Source organism: Promicromonospora sp. NPDC059942 (genome assembly GCF_042731755.1).
Taxonomy (GTDB): Bacteria; Actinomycetota; Actinomycetes; order Actinomycetales; family Cellulomonadaceae; genus Promicromonospora.
In genome coordinates this window covers 196,623-211,669 of record NZ_JBHWLR010000003.1, presented here as the reverse complement: position 1 = coordinate 211,669, position 15,047 = coordinate 196,623, and the positions used below count along the sequence as shown (strand labels likewise).

At 72.7% G+C, this 15,047-nt stretch carries 16 protein-coding genes; 5 read left to right on the top strand and 11 right to left on the bottom strand.

From position 1 onward, the window contains the following. Positions 1-68: 68 nt before the first annotated feature. Entirely contained in the window at positions 69-1,901 is a 1,833-nt protein-coding gene (gene sdhA / locus ACFV9Q_RS06055; RefSeq protein WP_377228864.1) for a succinate dehydrogenase flavoprotein subunit, read from the top strand. Next, a complete protein-coding gene (locus ACFV9Q_RS06050) occupies positions 1,901-2,662 on the top strand; it encodes a succinate dehydrogenase iron-sulfur subunit (RefSeq protein WP_357480169.1) in 762 nt (253 codons plus the stop codon). The genes sdhA and ACFV9Q_RS06050 overlap by 1 nt, the downstream gene beginning before the upstream one ends. Positions 2,663-2,698: 36 nt before the next feature. Here the strand turns inward: ACFV9Q_RS06050 and ACFV9Q_RS06045 are convergent, their stop codons facing one another. From ACFV9Q_RS06045 to sigE, 7 genes are read right to left on the bottom strand one after another with little or no spacing between them, the layout of a single operon-like run. Next, entirely contained in the window at positions 2,699-3,628 is a 930-nt protein-coding gene (locus tag ACFV9Q_RS06045) for a YihY/virulence factor BrkB family protein (protein ID WP_377233616.1), read from the bottom strand. A 10-nt stretch (positions 3,629-3,638) separates the two neighbouring features. Beyond that, positions 3,639-4,178, bottom strand: a complete 540-nt coding sequence (locus ACFV9Q_RS06040) for a 2'-5' RNA ligase family protein (RefSeq protein WP_377228866.1) — start codon at positions 4,176-4,178, stop codon at positions 3,639-3,641. Beyond that, the gene (gene trpS, locus ACFV9Q_RS06035; RefSeq protein WP_377233615.1) at positions 4,175-5,248 is read right to left on the bottom strand and encodes a tryptophan--tRNA ligase; all 1,074 of its coding nucleotides are present in this window, start codon (positions 5,246-5,248) and stop codon (positions 4,175-4,177) included. The genes ACFV9Q_RS06040 and trpS overlap by 4 nt, the downstream gene beginning before the upstream one ends. 40 nt (positions 5,249-5,288) lie before the next feature. Continuing rightward, a complete protein-coding gene (locus ACFV9Q_RS06030; RefSeq protein ID WP_377233614.1) occupies positions 5,289-5,675 on the bottom strand; it encodes a twin-arginine translocase TatA/TatE family subunit in 387 nt (128 codons plus the stop codon). Between the two features lie 55 nt (positions 5,676-5,730). Beyond that, positions 5,731-7,227 carry a trypsin-like peptidase domain-containing protein gene (locus tag ACFV9Q_RS06025; RefSeq protein WP_377233613.1) on the bottom strand — a complete coding sequence of 499 codons (1,497 nt, stop codon included), beginning with the start codon at positions 7,225-7,227 and terminating at the stop codon, positions 5,731-5,733. Beyond that, entirely contained in the window at positions 7,224-8,162 is a 939-nt protein-coding gene (locus ACFV9Q_RS06020; protein WP_377233612.1) for a zf-HC2 domain-containing protein, read from the bottom strand. Before ACFV9Q_RS06020 ends, ACFV9Q_RS06025 begins: the two co-directional genes overlap by 4 nt. Next, positions 8,159-8,764, bottom strand: coding sequence for an RNA polymerase sigma factor SigE (gene sigE, locus ACFV9Q_RS06015; protein WP_377233611.1), 606 nt, complete (start codon positions 8,762-8,764; stop codon positions 8,159-8,161). The genes ACFV9Q_RS06020 and sigE overlap by 4 nt, the downstream gene beginning before the upstream one ends. Positions 8,765-8,939: 175 nt before the next feature. Here sigE and ACFV9Q_RS06010 point away from each other — a divergent pair, with 175 nt between their 5' ends. Next, the gene (locus tag ACFV9Q_RS06010) at positions 8,940-9,512 is read left to right on the top strand and encodes an O-methyltransferase (protein ID WP_350224564.1); all 573 of its coding nucleotides are present in this window, start codon (positions 8,940-8,942) and stop codon (positions 9,510-9,512) included. Positions 9,513-9,575: 63 nt separating this feature from the next. Here ACFV9Q_RS06010 and ACFV9Q_RS06005 read toward each other — a convergent pair whose 3' ends face one another. From ACFV9Q_RS06005 to dapE, 4 genes are all read right to left on the bottom strand, one after another. Then, entirely contained in the window at positions 9,576-9,743 is a 168-nt protein-coding gene (locus tag ACFV9Q_RS06005; protein ID WP_084467633.1) for a DUF3117 domain-containing protein, read from the bottom strand. 170 nt (positions 9,744-9,913) lie between these two features. Then, positions 9,914-10,843, bottom strand: coding sequence for a dihydropteroate synthase (gene folP / locus ACFV9Q_RS06000; protein ID WP_377233610.1), 930 nt, complete (start codon positions 10,841-10,843; stop codon positions 9,914-9,916). Further along, positions 10,844-11,698: a TIGR00730 family Rossman fold protein gene (locus ACFV9Q_RS05995; protein WP_377228873.1), complete on the bottom strand. Its 855-nt coding sequence runs from the start codon at positions 11,696-11,698 to the stop codon at positions 10,844-10,846. A 9-nt stretch (positions 11,699-11,707) separates the two neighbouring features. Further along, positions 11,708-12,856, bottom strand: coding sequence for a succinyl-diaminopimelate desuccinylase (gene dapE / locus ACFV9Q_RS05990; protein WP_377233609.1), 1,149 nt, complete (start codon positions 12,854-12,856; stop codon positions 11,708-11,710). A 42-nt stretch (positions 12,857-12,898) separates the two neighbouring features. On the opposite strand from dapE, the gene dapD reads away from it, so the two are divergent. Both dapD and ACFV9Q_RS05980 read left to right on the top strand, forming a co-directional pair. Further along, complete coding sequence (gene dapD, locus ACFV9Q_RS05985) at positions 12,899-13,846, top strand: 2,3,4,5-tetrahydropyridine-2,6-dicarboxylate N-succinyltransferase (RefSeq protein WP_377233608.1); 948 nt, start codon at positions 12,899-12,901, stop codon at positions 13,844-13,846. Positions 13,847-13,934: 88 nt separating this feature from the next. Beyond that, complete coding sequence (locus ACFV9Q_RS05980; protein WP_377228876.1) at positions 13,935-14,903, top strand: hypothetical protein; 969 nt, start codon at positions 13,935-13,937, stop codon at positions 14,901-14,903. Positions 14,904-15,047: the final 144 nt, after the last annotated feature.

The following is a 15,047-nucleotide window of genomic DNA, read 5'->3' as shown; positions in this document are numbered from 1 at the left end:
CGCTCCCGCACCACCGGCACACCCCCAGCCCCACACTCCGAACCTCATAGCAGGAGGCATCGAGCCCGATGCAGACCCATCAGTACGACGTCGTGATCGTCGGCGCCGGCGGCGCAGGAATGCGCGCCGCCCTCGAGTCGTCGAAGGAGGCCCGCACCGCGGTGATCTCCAAGCTGTACCCCACCCGCTCCCACACGGGTGCCGCCCAGGGCGGCATGGCCGCGGCCCTCGCCAACGTCGAGGACGACAACTGGGAATGGCACACGTTCGACACCGTCAAGGGCGGCGACTACCTCGTCGACCAGGACGCGGCCGAGATCCTCGCGAAGGAAGCCATCGAGTCGGTCCTCGACCTGGAGCGGATGGGCCTCCCGTTCAACCGCACCCCCGAGGGCAAGATCGACCAGCGCCGGTTCGGCGGGCACACCCGGGACCACGGCCAGTCCGCCGTGCGCCGCGCGTGCTACGCCGCCGACCGCACCGGCCACATGATCCTCCAGACGCTCTACCAGAACTGCGTCAAGCAGGACGTCGAGTTCTTCAACGAGTTCTACGTGCTGGACCTCATCACCGACCACGACCTCACCACCGAGGAGATCGCGGACGGCGAGGAGGTCAACGCCACCGGCGTGGTCGCCTACGACCTGGCCACCGGCGAGATCCACGTGTTCCAGGCCAAGGCGATCATCTTCGCCACGGGCGGCGCCGGGAAGATCTTCAAGACCACCTCGAACGCGCACACCCTGACCGGTGACGGCATGGCGCTGGCGTACCGCCGCGGCCTGCCGCTGGAGGACATGGAGTTCTTCCAGTTCCACCCGACAGGCCTGGCGGGCCTGGGCATCCTCCTGTCGGAGGCGGCCCGTGGTGAGGGCGGCATCCTGCGCAACTCCGAGGGCGAGCGCTTCATGGAGCGCTACGCCCCCACCATCAAGGACCTGGCGCCGCGCGACATCGTGGCCCGGTCCATGGCGAACGAGGTCCGCGAGGGCCGCGGCGCCGGCCCGAACAAGGACTACGTGCTGCTCGACCTGACGCACCTGGAGCCGGCGCACATCGACGCCAAGCTCCCGGACATCACCGAGTTCGCGCGCACCTACCTCGGCATCGAGCCCTACACCGAGCCCGTCCCGGTGTACCCCACGGCGCACTACGCCATGGGCGGCGTGCCGACGAACATCCTGGGCGAGGTGCTCCGCGACGGCGTCAACGTGGTCAAGGGCCTCTACGCCGCCGGTGAGGTCGCCTGCGTGTCCGTGCACGGCTCCAACCGCCTCGGCACCAACTCGCTGCTCGACATCAACGTCTTCGGCAAGCGCTCCGGCCGTGCGGCCGCCGCGTACGCGAAGACGGCGACGTTCCACGAGCTGCCCGAGGACCCGACCGTCCGCGTGGTCGAGCAGCTCGACGAGATGCGCAACCGGCCCGACGGCGAGCGCGTGGCGGACATCCGCAAGGCGCTCCAGGACACCATGGACCTCAACGCCCAGGTGTTCCGCACGGGCGACTCGCTGAACGCGGCCCTGGCCGACATCCGCGAGCTGCAGAAGCGCTACCGCAACGCGTCCGTCCAGGACAAGGGCAAGCTCTTCAACACCGACCTGCTGGAGGCGATCGAGCTGGGCTTCCTGCTCGACATCGCCGAGGTCACCGTGGTCGCGGCGATCAACCGCAAGGAGTCGCGCGGCGGTCACTACCGCGAGGACTTCCCGAACCGCGACGACGCCAACTACATGCTGCACACCATGGCCTACCGGCGCCCCACCGCGGCGTCCGACCAGGCCGAGGGTCACGTCGAGGGCTACTTCGACCACGTCGAGGAGTTCGACGGCTACAAGGTCGTCCTGGGCTCCAAGCCCGTCGTCCAGACCCGGTACGAGCCGATGGAGCGTAAGTACTGATGACTGCCACACTCGAAGCCGCCACCCCGACTCCCGCCGCGGGCGAGATCCCCTCGTTCACGGTCACGCTGCGCATCCGGCGGTTCAACCCCGAGGTGTCCGAAGAGGCCACCTGGCAGGACTTCACCGTCGAGGCGCACGGGACCGACCGCATCCTCGACGCCCTGCACAAGATCAAGTGGGACGAGGACGGCTCGCTCACGTTCCGCCGCTCCTGTGCGCACGGGGTCTGCGGCTCGGACGCGATGCGGATCAACGGTCGTAACCGCCTGGCCTGCAAGACGCTCCTGAAGGACGTCAACCCGGACAAGCCGATCACGGTCGAGCCCATCAAGGGCCTGCCCGTGGTCAAGGACCTCGTGGTCGACATGGAGCCGTTCTTCGCCTCCTACCGCGAGATCATGCCGTTCCTCATCACCTCCGGGAACGAGCCCTCCAAGGAGCGCTACCAGTCCCCCGAGGACCGCGCGAAGTTCGACGACACCACCAAGTGCATCCTGTGCGCCGCGTGCACGTCGTCCTGCCCGGTGTTCTGGACGGACGGCCAGTACTTCGGCCCGGCCGCGATCGTGAACGCGCACCGCTTCATCTTCGACAGCCGTGACGAGGGTGGCACGCAGCGCCTGGAGATCCTCAACGACAAGGAGGGCGTGTGGCGCTGCCGCACGACCTTCAACTGCACCGAGGCGTGCCCCCGTGGCATCGAGGTGACGAAGGCGATCCAGGAGGTCAAGCGCGCGATGATCACTCGCGCGTTCTGATCCTTCGGGGAGAACGGGGCGGCACGGGACGAGGTCCTATGCCGCCCCGTTCTCGTCGTCCTCGGCGGTCGGGTCGTGTGCGGCAGGCGGGTCGTGTGCGGCAGGCGGGTCGGCCATCCAGGCGCAGGCCATGAGCAGGACCCGGGCCAGCAGGTTGACCAGCACCAGGATGGTCACCACCACCGCGAACGACGCCAGCAGGGCGTTGCGGGCGGCGGCACCCGAGATCACCTCGGTGCCGAGGTAGCGCAGCGCACCGGCGACGACGCCGACCGCGAGCGAGCCGTACAGCAGGTCCCGCCAGGCCGTCCGCACGCCGCCCACGTACCGGACCACGGCGGCCACGACGACCGCGTCCAGCGCCAGGGTCACCAGGGCGCCGCCGACACGTACCGCGAAGGACACCGCGCCCCCGTCCAGGCCGAGGCTCTCCAGCGTCCAGGGCACCGCCGCCGAGACCGCCACGCTGGCCGCCGCCGTGACGAGCACGCCGACGCCGAGCAGCACGAACCCGAAGAGCTGCCGCAGGCGGTCGGTCACCGGGTTCCCGTGGCCGTCGATCTCCGCGAACATCGCCCGGACCGACGTGCGCAGGGCGCCCATGAAGTTGGTGGCGGACCACAGCAGCACCAGCGCCGCCACGGCCGAGGTCCAGCTCAGGCCGGTGGAGATCACGAGGTCGTTCGGCGACAGCACCCCGCCGCTGCCGGTGTCCACCAGCCCCGGGATCCACGTGTCGATCTGGTCCAGCACCGCGTCCCGCAGGTCGGCGTCCCCGCCGAGCACGCGCACGAACACGGTGTAGCCGATCGCGAGGGCCGCGAACAGCGAGAACAGGGCGGCGTAGGCCATGCCCCCGCTGAGCACGGCGCCGTTCGCCGTGTTGAACCGGGTCAGTGCCCGGCCCGGACGGGTCGCCTCCCAGCGCGCCCAGAGCGCCTGCCCCCACTCGATCAGCCGCCTCATCGCGACGAGACTAGACGCCGAGGGGGAACGCCGCCTGTGGTCGCCAGATCCCGTCGTCACCGTGCTCGTACTGGTAGAACCGGTCGACGTCGAAGTCCGCGGAGTAGTCCGCCATCGCCTCGAACGCCTTGTCGAGGTCGGCGTCCGGCACCTCGTGCGCGATGGTGACGTGCGGGTGGTAGTTGAACCGCAGCTCGCCGTCCAGGATCCCCGTGCGCACGCTCGCCTCGAGCCGCTCGCACTCGGAGATGCCCTGCGCCAGCGACACGAACACCACCGGCGAGATGGGCCGGAAGGTGGCCGTGCCGCGCAGCCGCACGGTGAACGGCGCAGCGGCGGCAGCCACGGCGGCCAGGTGCTCCCGTGCCTCGGCGAGCCGCCCGGCGTCGAGCAGGGTGGGTCCCAGCAGCGTGATGTGCGGAGGGATGAAGTTCGCGAGCGGGTCGTCGGCAGCCACCCGCGCCGCGCTGAGCTGCGCGGCGTAGGGCTCCGGGATCTCGATCGCGATCCCGATGCGGACCTGGCCCGGTCCGCGCTCGGGGAGGTTCACCGTTCGCCTCGCGCGGGCAGCAGCCCGAACCGTTCGTACATCCGGTCCAGCACCGGGCGGGCGATCGCGCGGGCCCGGTCGGCGCCGTCGGCCAGCACCTTGTCGAGCTGCGCGGGGTCCGCGAGGTACGTCTCGGCCCGGGCCTGGAACGGCTCGAGGAACGCGACGACGGCGTCGGCCAGGTCCACCTTGAGGTAGCCGTAGCCGCGGCCGTCGTACTCCTTGGCGATCGCGTCGATGTCGCGGCCGGTCACGGCCGAGAAGATCGTCAGCAGGTTCGAGATGCCCGGCTTCTCGGCCGGGTCGAAGCGCACGCCGTAGGACTCGTCGGCGTCGGTCACGGCCGACTTGATGGCCTTGACCGCCTTCTTGGGGTCCTCCAGCAGCCAGACGACGCCCTTGCCGCCCGTGCTGGACTTGCTCATCTTGGCGCTGGGGTCCTGCAGGTCCTGGATCTTCGCCACGGCCTTGACGATGTGCGTGTCCGGCACGACGGCGGTACCCGCGCCGAAGCGGGTGTTCAGCCGCTCCGCGAGGTCGCGCGTGAGCTCCAGGTGCTGGCGCTGGTCCTCGCCCACGGGGACCAGACCGGCGTCGTACAGGAGGATGTCGGCCGCCATCAGCACGGGGTAGGTGAAGAGCCCGACCGTGGTGCCCTCGCTGCCCTGCTTCGCGGACTTGTCCTTGAACTGCGTCATCCGGCCGGCCTCGCCGAACCCGGTCTGGCAGCTCAGCAGCCACGCCAGCTCGGCGTGCGCCGCCACGTGCGACTGCACGAAGAGGATGGACCGCTCCGGGTCGATGCCGCCGGCCAGGTACTGCGCCGCGGTGCGCCGGGTGCGCTCGCGCAGCAGCTCCGGGTCGGGGCTGACCGTCAGCGCGTGCAGGTCGACGACGCAGTAGAGCGCGTCGTAGGAGTCCTGCAGCGCGATCCACTGGGACAGGGCACCGATGTAGTTCCCCAGGTGGAGCGAGCCGTCGGTCGGCTGCATCCCGGAGAAGATGCGCTTCCGGGTGGGCAGATCGGCCACGGCAGCGGTGTCCGGCGCGGTCGGGGTGTGGGACGACATGCCCAACATTCTGGCAGGTCTGTGCGTCCTCACCGAATCCTCAGGTCGCTTCGTCGTCGTACGGCGCCTTCCCGGGTTCCGCGGCCGGTCCGGCCGACGTCGCTGACATGCCGTTCCGTGCCGCCACCCCGTCCGCGGCCCGCGCGGCGGCGGACCGGGAGTAGTCGGACGGGCTGTCGTCCATCAGCGCGTCCCGCACGATCCTGCGCGGGTCGTACTGGCGCGGGTCGAGCTTGGACCAGTCGACGTCGCTGAACTCCGGCCCGAGCTCGTCGTCGACGCGGGCCTTGGCGTTCTGGAGCAGGTCGCGACCCCGGCGCACGAGGGCGCCGAGCTGCTCCGCGTAGGTGGGCAGACGCTCCGGGCCGATCACGAGCATCGCGACCACCAGGATGATCACGAACTCCCAGCCGTTGATACCGAACACGGTCAGAGCCTACTCGCGTCGCGGGACGGCCCGGAGAACGCCCGATGAATCCCGTTCACTGGCCGCTCGACCGCTCTTCGAGCACCACGCGGACCTCGCGCTCGTCGTTCCCGGAGCGCACCTGGAGCGTCACCGGGTCGCCGGGCGCCTTGGCGCGGATCGCGACGATGAGCTCGTCGGCGACCGACACGGGGCGGCCGTCGACCGCGAGGATCACGTCGCCGGGCTTGATGCCCGCCTGGTCGGCGGGGCCGTCCGGCGTCACCGCGGGCGTGCCCTGCTGGGCCTCCTGCGACACCTGGACGCCCTCGCCCTGGTAGCTGGGGTCCAGCAGCACGCCGATGATCGGGAACGTCGCCGTGCCCGTCTCGATGAGCTGCTCGGCCGTGTGCCGCGCCTGGTTGGACGGGATGGCGAACCCGAGGCCGATGTTGCCGGTGGCCGTGGTGGTGCCCGGCCCCTGCGCGATGGCCGAGTTGATGCCGATCACCTCGCCCGCCGAGTTGACGAGCGGGCCGCCGGAGTTGCCGGGGTTGATCGCGGCGTCGGTCTGGATGGCGTCGATGAACGCCGCCTCCGCGGACTCCCCCGCCTTGACGGGGCGGTGCAGCGCGCTGACGATGCCGGTGGTCACCGTGGCCTCCAGGCCCAGCGGCGAGCCCACGGCGAGCACCGAGTCGCCGACCACGACGTCGTCGGAGTCGCCCAGCACGAGCGGCTCCAGCCCCGTCTCCTCGACCTTGATGACGGCGAGGTCGTAGTCCGGCGTGGCCCCCACCAGCTTGGCGGGCTGCTCGTGGCCGTCCGAGAAGGTGACCGTCACGTCCGCCCCCGAGGCCGCCTCGGCGACCACGTGGTTGTTCGTGAGGATGTAGCCCTCGGACTTCAGGATCATGCCCGACCCGGTGGCCACGCCCTGCTGGGCGCGCACCTCGATCGAGACCACGCTCGGCAGCGCGGCGGCGGCGATCGCGGCCACCGAGCCCTCCGGGCGGTCCACGTGGGTGGTGCCGGCGGCGGGCTGGGGCAGCGCGGCGTCGGCCGGGCGCGCCGTCCCGCGGGCGTCCAGCAGCGCGTAGGCGCCGACGCCGCCGCCGGCACCGGCGAGCAGGCCCAGCAGCACGACGGCGGACACCGCGCCCGCGCCGAGCCGGCTCCGGCGCGACCGGGGCGGCTGCGCGGTGCCGTACGGGGTGGTGCCGTGGGGCTCTGTGCCGTGGGGCGCCGTGCCGTGCGGGTCGGTCCCCGCGTGCGGCGCGTGCTCGTCCTGGTCGGCGGCCGACGGCGCGGGGATCGTGGTCAGGTAACCCGTCGCCGGGAGCTGCTGGGTCGGCTGGGCCTGGGCCGGCTGTCCCGGGGCCGGCGGGGCCGGGACGGGCGCGGGGGCCTGCGGGGCCGGGAGCTGCTCCGTCGGGCGCTCGGCGGCCGGCTGCTCTGCCGGCGTCCCCGTGGGCGCGGGTTCGGGCGTGCGCCCCGCGACCGGCGTCGGCTCGTTCGCGGGGGGCACTGCTGCGCGCGGTGTGGGAGGCGCGAACGGGTTCTCGTCGGTCATGGGCTTTCGATGGCTCCTGTCACGGTGTGCCACCCGCGGGCGATGCGGGGCAGGACCCCGGCATCGTAGCCATGCTCACCGAACGACGCCACGAGCTCGGTCAGTACCTCCTCCGGCGCGTCGGCGACGACGTCGACCACCATGTCGTCGGACTGCCACGCCACGTGGGCGGGCTCCGTGGCCAGCACCTGGACGCCGCCGACCGTCGTACCGCCCTGGGCGAGCTGCCCGGCGCGCTCGCGCACCACGGCGTGGCCCGAAGGCCCGGTGAGGTCGATCTCCAGCGTCTGGCCCTGCTCGCCCACGAGGCGCATGGCCGAGACCGTGTAGCCGTCGGGCAGGTCGGTGGGCGCCACCCAGCCGTTGTCCGCGGCCCAGTCGAGCGCGGCGGGCGTGAGCTGGGCGGGGTCCACGTCGAGCTCCGCGAGCACGTCCTGGCCGGCGGCCGCGGCGTCGGGCCCTGTCCGGCCGAGCATCGTCATGCTGGTCTGCGCGGAGAGCTGCGGGGACACCACGGGCATGTCGCCGAGCGTGAAGAGTGCCAGGCCCAGCACGCCGGCTCCGCCGACACCGAGCGCGGTGATCCGGGCGGTCCTGCGGCGCCGGGCGGGGCGGTCGATCCGGCCGTCGAAGTCGCCGAACCCCGAGGCCTGCCACACCGGCGCGGCCAGCGGGTCCGGGCCCAGGAACGGTCGGCGCAGCGGGTCCTCGTCCGCGGACGGGATGCTGGCCTGGAGCGCCATCAGGCGGGCGGTGAGGGCCGGGTCGGGCACCACGTCGGCGGCCGACGAGAGCGCCCGCCGGGCGGCGCGCGCCGTGTCGAGCTCGCGGGCGCACAGGCGGCACATCGTCACGTGGGAGAGCGCGCGCTCCGTCTCCGCGGGCGAGAGCTGCCCGTCAGCCAGAGCGCTGACCAGGTCACCGAGGTGGCTCATCGCACGCCCCCGCGCGTCGGCGCCAGGTGCTCCAGCGCGTCGCGGAGCTGGGCGCGGGCGCGGTGGATCCGGGAGCGCACGGTGCCGAGCTTGACGCCCAGAGTCACGGCGATCTCCTCGTAGCTCAGGCCCTCGATGTCGCACAGCACGACGGCCGCGCGGTACTCCGGCCGCAGCGCGTCGAGCGCGCGCTGGACGTCCTGGTCGAGGTTGGCGTGCTCGTACCCGCGCTCCGGCCGGCCGAAGTCGCCGGTGTCGGCGACGTGGCCGTCGTCGTCACCCATCGCCTCCATGCGGATGCGCTTCTTGCGGCGCGCCTGGTCCAGGAACAGGTTGGTGGTGATGCGGTGCAGCCAGCCCTCGAACGTGCCCGGCGTATAGCTGGACAGCGAACGGAACACCCGGATGAAGGTCTCCTGCGTCAGGTCCTCGGCGTCCTGCTTGTTGCCGGTCAGACGGTAGGCGAGCCGGTAGACGCGCGCGGAGTGCTCGCGCACGATCTCTTCCCAGGTAGGCGGCTGCCAGGGCAGGTCTGCGGCGCCGGCCCCGGAGGGTACCGGCGCGGTCGCGTCTGCTGCTGGGCGAGTGCTCACAGAAGTCATCGTCCTCTCAACGTACGTCAAAGCCCAGGCGTTCCCACGGGCTGTACCCTGACGCCGCACGTGATGTACACAACTGCCCGGTTCAGCGGAGGAAGCCATCAGCACAGCGGAGCCGTCAGGCCACGGCAGGGTCGCGGCCTGGGTCTACAGCGAGGCCTTCGTCCCCGAGGACGAGGTGCTGCTGCGCGCCCGCGAACGCGCCTCGGAGCTGGGCTGCACCGCCGTGCTGCCCGGGGTCGGGGCGGTGCTGCGGGTGCTCGCGGCCGCCACCAACGCGCACGCCGTCGTCGAGGTCGGCACGGGGGCCGGGGTGGCCGCGCTCTGGCTGCTGCGGGGCATGCCGCAGGACGGCCAGCTCACCACCATCGACCGCGAGGTGGAGCACCAGCGCGCCGCGCGGGCGGCGTTCGTGGAGGACGGCGTGGCCCCGCACCGCACCCGGATCATCCCCGGACGGCCCGGGGACGTGCTGCCCCGGCTGGCGGACGGCGCCTACGACCTGGTGCTCGTGGCGAGCGACCCGCTCGCGTACCCCGAGTACGTGGACGAGGCCCTGCGGCTGCTGCGCCCGGGCGGCGTGCTCGCCGTCGACAGCGCGCTGCTGCGGGACCGGGTGGCGGACCCCGCACGTCGCGACGAGCTCACCACCGTGGTGCGGGAGGTGGGCCGGACGTTGCGGAACGACGAGCGGGTGCTGCCCGCCATGCTGCCGAGCGGGGACGGGCTGCTGCTGGCCGTCCGCCGCTGACCTGCCGAGAGGCCGGTTCTCGCGACGGACGGCCGCCGAAAGACTGGAGACCGGGTCGGCCGGTCAGCCGACGACGGTCTGGAGAGCGTCTCCGAGCTCGCTGGCCTCGGTCGCGTTGAGCTCGACGACGAGCCGACCGCCGCCCTCGAGCGGCACACGCATGACAATGCCGCGCCCCTCCTTGGTGACCTCGAGCGGTCCGTCACCCGTTCGCGGCTTCATCGCAGCCATGTGTGGCTCTCCCATTCCGTTGTCCGGTGTGTAGCAGCATTCATGTCTCCGGCGAACGCCGAGGGCACAGACCCATTCTAGTTCAAATGACGCCCCTTACTTTCCACTCGCCCATTCGCCGGTCGTTCACACCGGCGGGTGCTGGGAAGGGAGTCGAATCGTGCGTGGGCTCAGGCAAGACCCCTCAGGGCGGCGGCCGGCGGTGCCTCGTCGCGCAGGGCCGCCACGAGGTCGAGCACCCGCCGCGTCGCGGCCACGTCGTGGGCCCGGAAGACCCGCGCACCGAGCCACGCCGCCACCGCCGTCGCGGCCAGCGTGCCCTCCAGCCGCTCCTCGGGCGGCAGGTCGAGCGTCTCCCCCACGAAGTCCTTGCGGGAGAGCGCCATCAGCAAGGGGAAACCGAGCCCGGCGAGCGCCTCGGTGCGCCGCAGGAGCTGCAGGGACTGCCACGTGTTCTTGCCGAAGTCGTGGGTCGGGTCCACGAGCACGGACTCGCGCGGCACGCCGCACGCCACGGCCCGCTCCGCGGCGGCCCGCAGGGTCGCCACGACGTCGGCCACCAGGCCGTCGGGGCCGGGGTACTCCACCCGGTACGGGTCGGTGCGCGGCACGGCGCCGCCCGTGTGCGAGCAGACGACGCCGACGCCGGCGGCGCCCGCCACCTCCACGAGGGCGGGGTCGTGCCCGGCCCACGTGTCGTTGATCAGGTCCGCGCCGGCGTCGATCGCGGCGCGGGCCACCCCGGCGCGCCACGTGTCGACCGAGACCAGCAGGTCGGGCACGGCACGGCGCACGGCGGCCACGAACGGCACGACGCGGCGGATCTCCTCGGCCTCGTCGACGGGCGCGCCGTTGCCCGCCCGCACGCCGCCGACGTCGAGGATCTCGGCGCCGTCGGCCCAGGCGCGCTCCGCGGCGGCCAGCGCCGCGGCGTCGTCGGGCACCCGGGCGGGCGCGTAGAACGAGTCGGTGGTGCGGTTGAGCACCGCCATCACGACCGGGCGCACCGCGCGGCCCGTGCGCCCCACCTCACGCCCGCGCAGCACCAGCCGCTCGGACGGCGGCGGAACCGCCGTCCCGTGAGCCTCCGCGCGGTCCACCTACGCGGTGCCCAGGGAGTTCAGCTGCCCCTGCCGCGTGCCCGCGGCCTCCTCCGTCGCCCGCTCGGCGGCCACGGCCGCCTGCAGGGCCGCCTGCTCCGCCGCGATCTGGTGGGCCCGGTCGACCACGTGCCGCACCGCGTCCGCCGGGTCGTCGGTCAGGTGGATGATGTCGAGGTCGGCGGCGCTGATGACACCGTGCTCCAGCGCCGTCGTCCGGACCCACTCCAGGAGCCCGCCCCAGTACGCCTTTCCCACCAGGACGATCGGGAACTGGGTGACCTTGTGCGTCTGCACCAGGGTGACGGCCTCGAAGAGCTCGTCGAAGGTGCCGAAACCACCCGGCATGACGATGAATCCCTGTGCGTACTTCAGGAACATCGTCTTTCGCGCGAAGAAGTAGCGGAAGTTGATTCCGAGATTGACGTACTCGTTCACACCCTGCTCGAAGGGCAGCTCGATACCGAGGCCCACGGACGTGCCGCCCGCCTCGGCGGCGCCCTTGTTCGCGGCCTCCATGATGCCGGGCCCGCCACCCGTGATGACGGCGTAGCCGGCCTCGACCAGCAGCCGGCCCACGGTCTCGCCGGCGGCGTAGTCCGGGTGACCCGGCTTGGTGCGCGCCGAGCCGAACACCGAGACGGCCTGGCCGAGCTCGGCCAGCGCGCCGAAACCCTCGACGAACTCGCTCTGGATGCGCAGCACCCGCCACGGGTCGGAGTGCAGCCAGTCGGTGTCCTGGTCGGAGGCCAGGAGGCGCTGGTCCGTCGTGGTGCGCGGGATCTGGTTCCCGCGCAGGAGCACCGGACCACGGCGGTAGCCGCGGCCGGACTGTGGAATGCCGTCGTCGCTCATGCGACCAAACTAGTCGTCCAGGAGCCAGGCTCGCAGCGCGTCGCGGCACTGCGCGAGCTGCGCGACCGGCAGGTGCTCGTCGTCCTTGTGCGCGAGCAGCGGGTCGCCGGGCCCGAAGTTCACCGCGGGCACCCCCAGCTCCGAGAACCGGGCGACGTCGGTCCACCCGTACTTGGGTGCCGGGGCGCCACCCGTCGTGGCCAGCACCGACTTCACGAACTGCGCCGCCAGCGGGTCGTCGAGGCCCGGACGGGCGCCACCCGCGGCGTCCGTCACGAGGACCTCGAAACCGGCGAAGACCTCCCGCAGGTGGGCCTCCGCCTCGGCGACGGAGCGCGAGGGGGCGAACCTGTAGTTCACCTCCACCGTGCACGCGTCCGGGATCACGTTGCCCGCGATGCCGCCCTCGATCCGCACGGCGTTGAGGCCCTCGCGATAGACCAGCCCGTCCACCTCGACCTCGCGCGGCTCGTAGGCCGCCAGCCGGGTCAGCACCGGCGCGACCGCGTGGATGGCGTTCTCGCCCGTCCAGGCCCGCGCCGAGTGCGCGGCGACGCCGTGCGTGCGCACCTCGACGCGCATCGTGCCGTTGCAGCCGCCCTCGATCCCGGCGTTCGAGGGCTCCCCCAGGATCGCGAAGTCGCCCCGCAGGAGCTCGGGGTGGTTGCGCGCCAGCCGGCCCAGGCCGTTCAGCGCGGAGTCCACCTCCTCGTGGTCGTAGAAGATCCACGTCAGGTCGTGGGCGGGCGCGGTGCCGGGTGCCCCGAGCTCGGCCGCCAGGGCGAGGGCCACGGCGACGCCGCCCAGCATGTCGACGGTGCCGCGGCCCCAGAGGACGGCGTCCGGCCCGCCGTCGGCGCCCGCGCCGTCCGGACCGACCAGCCGGGTCGGCAGGTTGTCCGCGATCGGCACGGTGTCGATGTGCCCGGCCACGACCACGCGCCGGTCGCGGCCGAGGTGCGTCCGGGCCACCAGGGCGTCGCCGTCGCGCAGCACCTCCAGGTGCGGGCAGCCGCGCAGGACCGCCTCGATCGCGTCGGCGAGGGCCTTCTCGTCGCCGCTGACGGACGGGATGTCGCAGAGGATCCGGGTGAGGGCGACCAGGTCGGCCCCCTCACCGGACGGGTCGAGCAGGGCAGGGTCGATCGCGTTGTCCACAGGGCAAGCCTATGGGCTCCGTGCGGCCGTTAGGCTGGAGGCATGACGACCGCATGGGGCTTCGGCCTTGCCACGATCGCCGACGACGGCACCACCCTCGACACCTGGTACCCGGCGCCCGCCCTCGGCGACGCGCCCGCCGGCGCCACGCCGCCGGAGTCGCTCGCCGCGGCCGCCGGCACCGACGACGTGCGACGGGTCCGGCTCGAGGTCGTGACCACGCAGATCGACCTCGCCGACCCGCCCAAGAGCGTCTCCGACGCGTACCTGCGGCTCCACCTGCTGTCCGCCCGCCTGGTCCGCCCGCACGGCCTCAACATGGACGGCATCTTCGGGGCCCTGACCAACGTCGTCTGGACCAGCGCCGGCCCGTGCGCCGTCGACGGCTTCGAGGAGACCCGCCTGCGTCTGCGCGCCCGCGGCCACGTCACCGTGTTCGGCGTCGACAAGTTCCCCCGCATGGTCGACTACCTCGTCCCGTCGGGCGTCCGCATCGCCGACGCCGACCGCGTCCGCCTCGGCGCGTACCTCGCGCCGGGCACCACCGTGATGCACGAGGGCTTCGTCAACTTCAACGGGGGCACGCTCGGCACGTCCATGGTCGAGGGCCGCATCTCGGCGGGCGTCACGGTCGGCGACGGGTCCGACGTCGGCGGCGGCGCGTCGATCATGGGCACCCTGTCCGGCGGCGGCAAGCAGGTCGTGTCGCTCGGCGAGCGCTGCCTGCTGGGCGCCAACGCGGGCCTCGGCATCCCCCTCGGCGACGACTGCGTGGTCGAGGCCGGCCTGTACCTCACGGCGGGCACCAAGGTGACGGTGCTCGGCGCGGCGGCCGACCCGTACGGCGACGGTACCGCCCCCGTCAAGGCGCGCGACCTCGCCGGCCGCAGCAACCTGCTGTTCCGGCGCAACTCCACCACGGGCGCCGTCGAGGTGCTCGACCGCACCGGCGTCGGCATCGAGCTCAACGAGGTGCTGCACGCCAACTGAGGCATCCGTCCCCGTTTGCACCATCCCTGACCAGGCGGATTACAATTCGTGGCCCTCCTGATACCGCCCCGGACGACAGGGAGCTCGCATGGCCCTCCTGGCTGAGACCGGTTCGTCGGTCCCGCCACCCGCTGACGGCCCCACGCCGCCGCGGTCGGTCGGGCGCGCCCTGAAGTACGTCGTGGCGGTCGGGACCGTGTGCGTGGTCGCGACGGTGGGCGTCGTCGTGGGGCTGAACCGCCTCGCGGGGTCCGGTCCCGTGACCGAGCGCTGCACGGCGGTGCTGGAGGACGCGAACTGGTACCTCTCGCCCGACCAGGCGGACAACGCGGCGCTCGTGGCCGGCACCGCGGTGGCCCGCGGCCTGCCCGCCCGGGCGGCCACGATCGGCCTGGCCACGGCGCTGCAGGAGTCCAAGCTCATCAACATCGACTACGGCGACCGCGACTCCGTGGGGCTGTTCCAGCAGCGGCCGTCCCAGGGCTGGGGCACCGTCGACGAGATCCTCGACCCGGCCTACTCCACCAACGCCTTCTACGACGTGCTGATCGAGGTCGAGGGGTACGAGGACATGGAGGTGACGGACGCCGCGCAGACCGTGCAGCGCTCCGCCTACCCCGACGCGTACGCGCAGCACGAGACGCGCTCGCGCGCCTGGGCCTCGGCCCTCACGGGCAACTCCCCCGCCGCCCTGTCCTGCGAGCTCGCCCCGGTGGCCGACGGCGACCAGATCGCCCCCGCGGCCGCCCGTGACGTCGTGGCGGGCCGCCTGGGCCGGGACCTGGGGCTCGCGCCCGCGACCGGCGCGGCGGATCCCAACCGGCAGGACCCGGCGTCGGCGACCGTGACGGTGGACGCGACGCCGCTGACGCCCGACGACCCGGTGCGCGGCGGCTGGGCGACCGCCCAGTGGGCCGTCGCGACGGCCCAGGCCACGCAGGCGGTCGAGGTGCACGTGGACGACCAGGTGTGGCTGCGCGACGAGGCCGCCTGGAGCGAGGCCGAGACGCGGCTGAACCCCGGCGAGGTCCGCATCACGGTGGACGCCGCGGAGTAGCCGCGGAGCAGCAGAAACGTGTCAGGCCCTCAGGTCACCGGGGTGACCTGAGGGCCTTCCCCCCCCCCCGGGAAAGGGTCCTCCTCCTCCCTTCTGTCTCTTCTCCCCCCCTTCCACCCCCTCCCCACATTCGAGTGTCGATCT

Coding starts and splice junctions, on each gene's coding strand:
- sdhA (WP_377228864.1), top strand. CDS start 69: ATGCAGACCCATCAGTACGACGTCGTGATCGTCGGCGCCGGCGGCGCA.
- ACFV9Q_RS06050 (WP_357480169.1), top strand. CDS start 1,901: ATGACTGCCACACTCGAAGCCGCCACCCCGACTCCCGCCGCGGGCGAG.
- ACFV9Q_RS06045 (WP_377233616.1), bottom strand. CDS start 3,628: ATGAGGCGGCTGATCGAGTGGGGGCAGGCGCTCTGGGCGCGCTGGGAG.
- trpS (WP_377233615.1), bottom strand. CDS start 5,248: ATGTCGTCCCACACCCCGACCGCGCCGGACACCGCTGCCGTGGCCGAT.
- ACFV9Q_RS06025 (WP_377233613.1), bottom strand. CDS start 7,227: ATGACCGACGAGAACCCGTTCGCGCCTCCCACACCGCGCGCAGCAGTG.
- ACFV9Q_RS06020 (WP_377233612.1), bottom strand. CDS start 8,162: ATGAGCCACCTCGGTGACCTGGTCAGCGCTCTGGCTGACGGGCAGCTC.
- sigE (WP_377233611.1), bottom strand. CDS start 8,764: ATGACTTCTGTGAGCACTCGCCCAGCAGCAGACGCGACCGCGCCGGTA.
- ACFV9Q_RS06005 (WP_084467633.1), bottom strand. CDS start 9,743: ATGGCTGCGATGAAGCCGCGAACGGGTGACGGACCGCTCGAGGTCACC.
- ACFV9Q_RS05995 (WP_377228873.1), bottom strand. CDS start 11,698: ATGAGCGACGACGGCATTCCACAGTCCGGCCGCGGCTACCGCCGTGGT.
- dapD (WP_377233608.1), top strand. CDS start 12,899: ATGACGACCGCATGGGGCTTCGGCCTTGCCACGATCGCCGACGACGGC.
- ACFV9Q_RS05980 (WP_377228876.1), top strand. CDS start 13,935: ATGGCCCTCCTGGCTGAGACCGGTTCGTCGGTCCCGCCACCCGCTGAC.